Source organism: Actinomycetes bacterium, assembly GCA_036510875.1.
In the GTDB taxonomy this organism is placed as follows: Bacteria; Actinomycetota; Actinomycetes; order Prado026; family Prado026; genus DATCDE01.
Genome location: DATCDE010000247.1, coordinates 21,016 through 28,885 on the forward strand (window position 1 = coordinate 21,016; position 7,870 = coordinate 28,885).

The window sequence follows — 7,870 nt, forward strand, 5'->3', positions numbered from 1 at the left end:
CCTGCTGGCGTGCTGCTGCTCGCCTTCGACACCGCGACGCCCGCGGTCACCGCGGCGCTGCACGACGGCGACCGGGTGCAGGCCGCGTCCACCGCGGTGGACGCGCGTCGGCACGGCGAGCTGCTCGCCCCGCAGATCGCGGCCATCCTCGGCGCGGCCGGCGTCCGCACCCGGGACCTGACGGCCATCGCGGTCGGGGTCGGCCCGGGCCCGTTCACCGGACTGCGGGTCGGGATCGTCACCGCGCTGACCATGGGCGCCGCACTCGGCATCCCGGTGCACGGCGTGTGCTCGCTGGACGCGATCGCGCACGTGGTGGCCGCCACCGCCGGATCGCCGTTCGCGGTCGCCACCGACGCCCGCCGGCGCGAGGTGTACTGGGCCCTGTACGCGGCCGACGGCTCCCGGGTGGGGGAGCCGGGGGTGGCTCGACCGGCCGACCTGGCCCGGTCGATGGAGGGGCTGCACGTGGCCGGGCAGGGGCCGCACCTGTACCCGGAGCACTTCCCGCGTGGGGTGGAGCCACACCTGGTGTCCGCGGCCGCGCTGGCCGAGGTGGCCGTGACGGCCCTCGCGTCGGGGGCCGACCGGCTGCCCGCGGCGCCGCTGTACCTGCGGCGCCCGGACGCGGTGGAGCCCACCGGCCGCAAGCGGGTGCTGGCGTGAGGCTGCGCCCGATGCGCTGGTGGGACGTCGAGCCGGCAGCGCGGCTGGAGACCGAGCTGTTCCCGGACGAGCCGTGGAGCGAGCGCGGGTTCTGGTCGGAGCTGGCCGGTGTCCCGCAGACCCGCACCTACCTGGTGGCCGAGGACGACGAGGACGGTCTGGTCGGCTACGCCGGGCTGGCCGCGGTCCCGCCGGAGGCCGACGTCCAGACTGTGGCCGTGCGCCCGCGGCGGCAGGGCACCGGGGTGGGGGCGCTGCTGCTCGGGGCGCTGCTCGACGACGCCGGCGCGCGGGGCTGCTCGCAGGTGCTGCTCGAGGTCGCCGAGGGCAACGACCGGGCCCGCCGGCTGTACGAACGGTTCGGGTTCGAGCCGATCTCCCGCCGTCGGGGCTACTACGGGCCGGGCAAGGACGCCGTGGTCATGCGACGGAGGCTGCCGTGAGCGACCAGCCGCTGGTGCTCGGCATCGAGACTTCCTGCGACGAGACCGGGGTGGGCCTGGTCCGCGGCACGACGTTGCTCGCCGACGCGGTGGCCTCCAGCGTGGCCGAGCACGAGCGATTCGGCGGGGTGGTTCCCGAGGTCGCCAGCCGGGCCCACCTGGAGGCCATGGTCCCGATGCTCGAGCGGGCCTGCTCCCAGGCCGGCGTGCGGCTCGCCGACGTCGACGCCGTCGCGGTGACCGCCGGCCCCGGGCTGGCCGGCGCGCTGCTGGTGGGGGACGCCGCGGCCAAGGCGCTGGCCCTCGCACTGGACCGCCCGCTGTACGGCGTCAACCACCTGGCCGCGCACGTCGCGGTGGACCAGCTCGAGCACGGGCCGCTGCCCGAGCCGTGCCTGGCGCTGCTGGTGAGCGGGGGCCACTCCTCGCTGTTGCGGGTCGGCGACGTCACGGCCGACATCGAGCCGCTCGGGCAGACCATCGACGACGCCGCGGGGGAGGCGTTCGACAAGGTGGCCCGGGTACTCGGCCTGCCGTTCCCGGGTGGTCCCTACATCGACCGGGCGGCCCGCGAGGGCGACCCGGCGTCCATCGTCTTCCCGCGCGGGCTCACCGGGCCCCGGGACCGCGAGCGCCACCGGTTCGACTTCTCCTTCAGCGGGCTGAAGACCGCGGTGGCCCGCTGGGTGGAGAAGCGGGAGCAGGCCGGCGAGCCGGTGCCGCTGGCCGACGTCGCCGCGGCGTTCCAGGAGGCCGTGGTCGACGTCCTCACGGCGAAGGCCGTCGACGCCTGCCGGCAGACCGGCGTGGACCACCTGCTCATCGGTGGCGGCGTGGCCGCGAACTCGCGGCTGCGCTGGGTGGCGCAGGAGCGCTGCGAGGCGGCCGGGATCCGGCTGCGGGTGCCCCGGCCGGGCCTGTGCACCGACAACGGGGCCATGGTCGCCGCGCTGGGGGCCGAGATGGTGGCCCGCGGCCGGGAACCGTCGGCGCTAGACCACCGGGTCGACTCGGCGCTGCCGGTCACCGACGTGCTGGTGGTCAGCGGCTGAGCGGGTGGGCCAGGATCGCGGTGGGCGCGCCGGCCACGCGGGTGAGCAGCACGGTCATCTCGGCGTCGCCGTCCAGCCGCAGCCGGCGGCGCAGCTCGGCCGGGTCGACCGCCGAGCCGCGCTTCTTCACCACGACCCGGCCCACCCCGCGCTCGCGCAGCGCGGCCCGCAGCCGCTTGAGCTGGAACGGCAGCACCGCCTCGACCGCGTAGCCGGTGAGGAACGGGTCCGGGCCGGCTGGTGCCTCGTCGGTCGTCACGTAGGCGATGGTCGGGTCGACCAGCCGGCCGCCCACCCGCAGCGCCGCAGCGCCCACCAGCCCGGCCCGCAGCACGGCGTCGGCCGGCTCGTACAGCACCGAGCCCACCGGGCCGACCGGGGGCGGGCCGGCCGGCAGGTCGGTGTCCGTGAGGGTCGCTCCGGAGGGGAGCAGGCTCGCGCGCCGGGACACCCCCGGGGTGGCCAGCGGTCCGCGGTACAGCGCCGCCTCGACCAGGTCGCCGTCCATCGACACCCAGTCCAGCTCGACGCCGGCGGTCGCCCAGGCGTGGTCGATGCCCGGTGCCACCTTGACCCCGAGGGCGTCCACCGGCAGGTCCAGCACCCACGGCAACGGCGGCTGCCAGCGCAGCGGGTCGAGCACCCGGCGGCCGCCGACCCGCCGGGCCGGGTCGGCGAACGCCGCGTCGCAGCCGGCCAGGTGCTCCGCAGCCATGGCCGCCACGACGACCTCGACCGGTTGGCCGAGCGCCACGCAGTTGGCCGCGAGGACGGCGGCGGTGACCGGGTCCTGCTCGACCGCCCGGACCTGCAGACCGGCCGCGGCCAGGGCGAGGGCGTCCCCCCCGATCCCTGCGCCCAGGTCAGCCACCCGGGTCAGCCCCGCTCGCTGGTAGCGGGCGGCGCGGTGCTCGGCCACCGCGGGGCGCGTGGTCTGCTCGGCGCCGTCCGGGGTGAGCAGCAGCCGGTCGACCCCAGGGCCGAGCCGGCTGCGCGCCGTGGCCCGCAGCCGCTGCTGGGTCAGCGCGGCCGCGACCAGCCCGGGCGGGTGCCCCTCGGCGCGCAGCCGCTCGGCCAGGGCGAGCGCCGTCCGGTCGTCATAGCCGGGGAGGGCCGCGAGCAGCGCCCGGCCCTCGAACGACGTCAGGGCGGCGACGTCGTCGAGGTTCACCGCAGCATCCTGCCCGACGCGGGCCACCGGTCGGCTGGCACTCAGGTTGACGGAGTGCTAACCCCTGCCTAGGCTGTCGGCTGGCACTCTCCCCGTGAGTCTGCCAACGTGACACCGGTTCTGGCACCGCGACGCCAGGCCCGAGGTCCGACCCATCGCACGCCACTCTCGTCGGAGGTCAATTCACCGTGTCGGTCTCCATCAAGCCGCTCGAGGACCGAATCCTCGTCAAGCCGCTCGACGCCGAGCAGACCACGGCATCCGGTCTGGTCATCCCGGACACTGCCAAGGAGAAGCCCCAGGAGGGCGAGGTCCTCGCCGTCGGCCCGGGTCGCTTCGAGGACGGTCAGCGGCTCCCGCTCGACGTCAACGTCGGCGACAAGGTCATCTACAGCAAGTACGGCGGCACCGAGGTCAAGTACAACGGCGAGGAGTACCTCATCCTCTCCGCGCGCGACGTGCTCGCCGTCCTGGAGAAGTAGCTCCAGCTCCGCGAACGACTCGAACCGCCCCGGTGGCCCGTGACCGCGGGCCCCGGGGCGGTTCTCTAGGAAGGACACTGCCACTCCCATGCCCAAGATCCTCGAGTTCGACGAGAGCGCCCGGCACCGGCTCCAGCACGGCGTCGACGCGCTGGCGAACGCCGTCAAGGTGACGCTCGGTCCCAAGGGCCGCAACGTGGTGCTGCACAAGAGCTTCGGCCCGCCCACGATCACCAACGACGGCGTCACCATCGCCCGCGAGGTGGAGCTGGAGGACCCCTACGCGAACATGGGGGCCCAGCTGGCCAAGGAGGTCGCGACCAAGACCAACGACGTCGCGGGCGACGGCACCACGACGGCGACCGTGCTGGCCCAGGCCATGGTGGCCGAGGGGCTGCGCGTGGTCACCGCCGGTGCCGCGCCCATGGAGGTGAAGAAGGGCATCGAGGCCGCAGTCGAGGCGCTGGCCGAGGCGCTGACGCAGGCCGCCCGTCCGGTCGAGACCAAGCAGGACATCGGCGCGGTCGCCACCTTGTCCGCGCAGGACTCCGAGGTCGGCACCCTGATCGCCGAGGCGTTCGACAAGGTCGGCAAGGACGGCGTCATCACCGTCGACGAGTCGAACACCACGGGCGTCGAGCTGACCTTCACCGAGGGCATGCAGTTCGACAAGGGCTACATCTCGCCGCACATGGTCACCGACGCCGAGCGGATGGAGGCGGTCCTCGAGGACCCGTACATCCTGCTCAGCCAGGGCAAGATCTCCTCGGTCGCCGACCTGCTGCCCCTGCTGGAGAAGGTCGTCGAGTCGCGCCGTCCGCTGCTGGTGATCGCTGAGGACGTCGACGGCGAGGCGCTGTCCACCCTGGTGGTCAACAAGATCCGTGGGCTGTTCAACGGCGTGGCGGTCAAGGCGCCCGCGTTCGGGGACCGCCGCAAGGCGATCCTGCAGGACGTGGCGGTGCTGACCGGCGCCCAGGTCGTCGCGCCCGAGGTCGGGCTGAAGCTGGACCAGGTCGGACTGGAGGTCCTCGGCAGCGCCCGGCGGGTCGTCGTCACCAAGGACGACACGACGATCATCGAGGGCGGTGGCGAGCACGCCGCGGTGACCGAGCGGGTGGCCCAGATCCAGGCCGAGATCGAGCGCACCGACTCCGACTGGGACCGCGAGAAGCTGCAGGAGCGGCTGGCCAAGCTGGCCGGCGGGGTCTGCGTGATCAGCGTGGGCGCCTACACCGAGGTCGAGCTCAAGGAGCGCAAGCACCGGCTCGAGGACGCGATCTCGGCGACCCGCGCGGCCATCGAGGAGGGCATCGTCGCCGGCGGCGGCTCGGCCCTCGTGCACGCCGCGACGGTGCTGGAGGGCGACCTCGGGCTCACCGGTGACCAGGCCACCGGCGTGGCACTGGTCCGGCGGGCCGTCGTCCAGCCGTTGCGCTGGATTGCCGAGAACGCCGGGACCGAGGGCTTCGTGGCGGTCTCCCGGGTGGCGGAGCTGCCGGTCGGCAGCGGGCTGAACGCCGCCACCGGCGAGTACGTCGACCTGGTGGCCGCCGGGATCATCGACCCGGTCAAGGTGACCCGCTCGGCGCTGCTGAATGCGGCGTCGATCGCGGCCCTGCTGCTCACCACCGACGTGCTGGTGGCGGACAAGCCGGTCGAGGAAGCCCCGGCCGCCGGCAACGGGCACGGGCACAGCCACGGCCCGGGTGGCCACCACCACTGAGCACGGCACCGAGCCCGGACCTCGCCGAAGGGTCCGGCACCCCCCCGGGGGTGCCGGACCCTTCGGCGTGCTGCGTGCCCGGCCGGGTCAGACCGCGGTGGGCAGCTGACGGCTGTGGTACAGCTCGCGGTCCTCCTCCGACATTCCGCCCCACACGCCGTAGGGCTCGCGCACCCGCAGCGCGTGCGCCGCGCACTGCGGCTGCACCGGGCAGTGGGCACAGATCGTCTTGGCGGCCCGGATGCGGGCCTGCCGGGCTGTTCCGCGCTCGCCGTCGGGGTGGAAGAACTGCTCGGTGCTGGCGTCGCGGCAGGCGGCCCGCAGCTGCCAGTCCCACAGGTCGGCGAGGGGTCCGGGGAGTCGGGAGAGGTCGGCCATGCCGAGGACGTTATAACCGATTCAACTACGAAGCAAGCGACCACGATGAACAACTCCTGCACTGGTTTGACCGGGTGGCGTCCGGGGCCGCGGCGCGCTCCGGTGGCGGGTCCCGGGCACCGCCCCGAGAATGGGGCCATGTCAGCTGCCCCGGCCCTCACCGTCGCTGCCGTCGCGCGCCGGCTGGGCGTCGCGCCGGGGACGCTGCGCACCTGGGACCGGCGCTACGGGCTGGGCCCGAGCGACCGCCGGAGCGGGGCGCACCGCCGGTACAGCCCCGAGGACCTGAACCGGCTCGAGGTGATGCGCCGGCTCACCTTCGACGGTGTCGCCCCCGGCGAGGCGGCCCGGGTGGCCCTCGCGACGCCGTTCCCGGCGCAACCAGCGGCCAGCCCCGCCGCGCCCGGCCCGGGCCCACGACCGGACGGCTTCGGGGAACCGCCGCCCACCGTTGGCGGGCGGGTCCCCACCATGCGGAGCCTGGCCAGTGCGGCCAGCGCGCTGGACGCCGCGACGGTCACCGACCTGGTCCGGCGCTCGGTGGAGCGCCGGGGGGTGGTGCCGACCTGGGACACCCTCGTCGTCCCCGTCCTGGTGGCCGCCGGCCGGCGATGGGAGGCCACTGGGCGAGGGGTGGACGTCGAGCACCTGCTCTCGGAGTGCGTGCTGGCCGCGTTCCACGCGGTGACCGCCCGGCTGCGCGAGCCGCGGAACCGTCGCCCGGTGCTGCTGGCCAGTGCCGCCGAGGAGCAGCACGCGCTGCCCCTGCACGCGGTGGCCGCCGCGTTGGCCGAGCGACAGGTGGGGGTGCGCATCCTCGGGGCACGGGTCCCCACCGAGGCACTCGCGGACGCGGTCCGGCGCACCGGCCCGGCGGTGGTCTTCGTCTGGTCCCAGCTCACCGCGACCGGGGACGTCGGGCAGCTCGAGGAGCTGCCGAGGCAGCGCCCGGCGCCGCTGTTGGTCACGGGTGGACCCGGCTGGGGCCGGTCGGTGCCGCCGCCCGCCGTCCATGTCGAGGACCTGACCGACGCGGTGACCCTGATCAGCGGTGCCGCCGTCGGCTGAGCGGAGCCGGGGTCCGGTAGCCTCGCGCCGACGAACGAGGAGGGGCGCGTGACGGACGAGCTCGAGGGGCTGCTGGCCAAGGGGGAGCGGGCGGCCTTCCACGGACGTCCCGGCGATGGGGTCGGCCCGCTGCGCAAGGCCGTGGAGATGGCGCACGCGCAGGGCCGCGACGACGAGGCGACGGCAGCGACCTGGCTGCTGGGCGTGAACCTCGGGGCGTCCGGCCGCTACGGCAGCGCGTTGTCCGCGCTGGCTCCGCTGCTCGACGACCCCGGTGACGTCCCGACCCGGCGGCTGTTCGCCTCGCTGGCCGCGTCGACGTCGGCCAGCGTGCACCGCCAGCTCGGCCGGCACCAGGCCGCCCGGGAGCTGGACGAGCGCGCCCTGGAGCTGGCCGGCGAGGCCGAGGAGGCAGTGTTCGACGCGCGCCTCGGCCTGGCGGCGGACGCCGTGGGGCTCGCCGACGTCGACACCGCCCGTGCCGAGCTGGCCACCGCGGCCACGCTGGCCGCGGGCCGGGTGGACTGGTGGCGGCAGCGGGTGCGGCTCAACTGGGTGCGCTCCGAAATCGCCCTGCTCGGTGAGGACGCCGACGAGGCGATCGCCGCGGCCGAGAAGGCCGTGGTGCTGGCCGAGGAGTCGGGCGCACCGAGGCACGTGGCCAAGGGACTGCTGTTCCTCGGCGTCTCGCAGCTGCAGGCCGGCCACGCGGGCGGGGCGGCCGGGACGCTGCGGCGGGCGGCCACCCTCGCGGAGAGCCTGGGCTGCCTGCCGCTGCTGTGGCCGTCCCGGGCCATGCTCGGCGCGATGCTCGCGGCGGACGACTCCGAGAAGGCCGCCAAGCCCCTGTCGGGTGCGCGCAGCGCCGTCCAGTCGATCGCCGA

At 75.2% G+C, this 7,870-nt stretch carries 9 protein-coding genes; 7 read left to right on the forward strand and 2 right to left on the reverse strand.

Features of this window, described 5'->3' with window-relative positions:
* The first annotated feature begins 9 nt into the window (after window positions 1-9).
* Genes tsaB through tsaD form a run of 3 tightly spaced genes read left to right on the forward strand, consistent with a single transcriptional unit; the run spans window position 10 to window position 2,161 of the window.
* Complete coding sequence (gene tsaB, locus VIM19_14465) at window positions 10-666, forward strand: tRNA (adenosine(37)-N6)-threonylcarbamoyltransferase complex dimerization subunit type 1 TsaB (GenBank protein ID HEY5186070.1); 657 nt, start codon at window positions 10-12, stop codon at window positions 664-666.
* Window positions 663-1,109: a ribosomal protein S18-alanine N-acetyltransferase gene (rimI, locus tag VIM19_14470; protein ID HEY5186071.1), complete on the forward strand. Its 447-nt coding sequence runs from the start codon at window positions 663-665 to the stop codon at window positions 1,107-1,109. Before tsaB ends, rimI begins: the two co-directional genes overlap by 4 nt.
* Window positions 1,106-2,161: a tRNA (adenosine(37)-N6)-threonylcarbamoyltransferase complex transferase subunit TsaD gene (tsaD, locus tag VIM19_14475; protein ID HEY5186072.1), complete on the forward strand. Its 1,056-nt coding sequence runs from the start codon at window positions 1,106-1,108 to the stop codon at window positions 2,159-2,161. The genes rimI and tsaD overlap by 4 nt, the downstream gene beginning before the upstream one ends.
* Here the strand turns inward: tsaD and VIM19_14480 are convergent.
* Window positions 2,151-3,332 (reverse strand): class I SAM-dependent methyltransferase, encoded by a 1,182-nt coding sequence (locus VIM19_14480; GenBank protein ID HEY5186073.1) that lies wholly within the window; start codon window positions 3,330-3,332, stop codon window positions 2,151-2,153. The two genes, tsaD and VIM19_14480, sit on opposite strands and share 11 nt — an antisense overlap.
* 188 nt (window positions 3,333-3,520) lie before the next feature.
* Here VIM19_14480 and groES point away from each other — a divergent pair, with 188 nt between their 5' ends.
* Together groES and groL are read left to right on the forward strand one after the other, a co-directional pair.
* On the forward strand, window positions 3,521-3,814 hold the full coding sequence (groES, locus tag VIM19_14485; GenBank protein HEY5186074.1) for a co-chaperone GroES: 294 nt from the start codon (window positions 3,521-3,523) through the stop codon (window positions 3,812-3,814).
* Between the two features lie 88 nt (window positions 3,815-3,902).
* Entirely contained in the window at window positions 3,903-5,540 is a 1,638-nt protein-coding gene (gene groL / locus VIM19_14490) for a chaperonin GroEL (GenBank protein ID HEY5186075.1), read from the forward strand.
* A gap of 87 nt (window positions 5,541-5,627) precedes the next feature.
* Here the strand turns inward: groL and VIM19_14495 are convergent, their stop codons facing one another.
* Window positions 5,628-5,918 (reverse strand): WhiB family transcriptional regulator, encoded by a 291-nt coding sequence (locus VIM19_14495; GenBank protein HEY5186076.1) that lies wholly within the window; start codon window positions 5,916-5,918, stop codon window positions 5,628-5,630.
* Window positions 5,919-6,056: 138 nt separating this feature from the next.
* Here VIM19_14495 and VIM19_14500 point away from each other — a divergent pair, with 138 nt between their 5' ends.
* Both VIM19_14500 and VIM19_14505 read left to right on the forward strand, forming a co-directional pair.
* Window positions 6,057-6,986, forward strand: a complete 930-nt coding sequence (locus VIM19_14500) for a MerR family transcriptional regulator (protein HEY5186077.1) — start codon at window positions 6,057-6,059, stop codon at window positions 6,984-6,986.
* 48 nt (window positions 6,987-7,034) lie between these two features.
* Window positions 7,035-7,870, forward strand: an 836-nt coding sequence (locus tag VIM19_14505; protein HEY5186078.1) for a hypothetical protein, incomplete at its 3' end; no start/stop codon positions are given.

Coding starts and splice junctions, on each gene's coding strand:
- VIM19_14495 (HEY5186076.1), bottom strand. CDS start 5,918: ATGGCCGACCTCTCCCGACTCCCCGGACCCCTCGCCGACCTGTGGGAC.
- VIM19_14500 (HEY5186077.1), top strand. CDS start 6,057: ATGTCAGCTGCCCCGGCCCTCACCGTCGCTGCCGTCGCGCGCCGGCTG.
- groL (HEY5186075.1), top strand. CDS start 3,903: ATGCCCAAGATCCTCGAGTTCGACGAGAGCGCCCGGCACCGGCTCCAG.